Here is a 1681-nt window from a genome sequence, read left to right as displayed (position 1 = left end):
AGGAATAAGACTGGGTCAGTGACATCTCGGCCACTGGGTCAATTCGGCGTCAGCACCAACAGTGATTTGGTCTTTAGCATTCAAAGTGACAGTAGCCATGTGGGATACCTAGGTGATGAAGCAATCTTCGCCACAAATATCCTTCAGCATCAAACAGCGCAAACGATTTGTTTAGTTAGCTATCCAACAATCTTAAAGCATATCTCAATGCCAGAGTTACGGCGATGGTGTGCAATATCATCCCAACGAAACGAATGCGCTTGAGCGTAATCAAGCTACACGGCTGTGTCAGGCATTATCCGCATTTAACGTCTTGGCCAATCCAGTCAGAAACATTGAGTGTTCAGAACATAGTCGCCCGCAGAAACCGGAACTATTATCACCGCTCAATAACACTAATAACAGTTATAGGATGTCAGGATGCACGACTATCACACCGCCGCAAGCCAGTTCAATTACCTGCAAACCGCCGAGCAAGAACTGCACGGTAGTCTGGACGGCCTTAACGCCTGCGTGGAGTGCTGTGACCGACATGCTGCTGGCCAGGATATAGCCTTGTACTGCGAAGCGCAGGACGGCGGCGCCTCGCAGTATACCTTCCGCGAACTACAGGATCAGGCCGCCCGATTTGGCAATTTCCTCCGTGAGCAGGGCGTCCGGCCGGGTGACCGAGTCGCTGGGCTTTTGCCGCGAACTGTCGAGCTCCTGATCACTATCCTCGGAACTTGGAGAGTAGGGGCAGTCTACCAACCGCTGTTCACCGCGTTCGGGCCTAAGGCGATCGAGCAACGACTGGAGTGTTCTAGCGCACGATGGGTTGTCACAGACACCCGCAACCGATCCAAACTAGACGACGTTATCGGCTGCCCGACCGTAATCACTGTTGGCGCTGATCCACAATGCATCGGCGATTATGATTTTTGGAGTACCCTGCAGCGCCAGAGCAACGACTGCGAGCCGTTGCTTCAGGACGGCGAAGCCCCGTTCCTACTCATGTGCACTTCCGGTACCACCGGGCCAGCCAAGCCACTGGAAGTACCATTGCGGGCCATTTTGGCTTTCAAAGGTTACATACGCGATGCAGTAGAGCTGCGAGAGGATGATCGCTTTTGGAACCTCGCCGATCCAGGCTGGGCATATGGCCTTTATTATGCGGTCACCGCGCCACTGGCTTTGGGTCACTCGACACTGTTTTACGATGGCCCGTTTTCAGTCGAAAGCACCTGCTCGGTAATCAACAAATATGCAATCACTAACCTCGCCGGCTCGCCGACGGCCTTCAGGTTACTTATCTCCTCGGGTATGCAATTCGCAGATAGCATCCGAGATCGATTGCGCGTGGTTAGCAGCGCCGGTGAGCCACTCAATCCCCAAGTTATCCGCTGGTTTGCCGAGAACTTAGGTGTAGTCATCCACGACCACTATGGGCAGACCGAGCTAGGCATGGTGCTTAGCAACCATCACGGCCTAAGCCACACTGTGCGTGAAGGCTCTGCTGGCTACGCCATTCCTGGCCACCGAATTGTAGTGCTTGATGACCAGCATCAGGAGTTGCCGCCCGGCCAGCCTGGTGCGTTGGCAGTCGATCGCGAGCGCTCGCCGCAGTATTGGTTCAGTGGTTACTTCGGCATGCCAACCAAGGCCTTCGTGGGGCGTTACTACTTGAGCGGCGATACAGCAG

General features: G+C 54.4%; 1 protein-coding gene. It reads left to right on the top strand.

The features are described from left to right. Positions 1-420 precede the first annotated feature (420 nt). Positions 421-1681, top strand: a 1261-nt coding sequence (locus AC1DRJ_RS26735; RefSeq protein ID WP_477804798.1) for an AMP-binding protein, incomplete at its 3' end; no start/stop codon positions are given.

The organism is Pseudomonas sp. P5_B2 (assembly GCF_056400445.1).
This window is presented reverse-complemented; position numbering and strand designations above follow the sequence as displayed.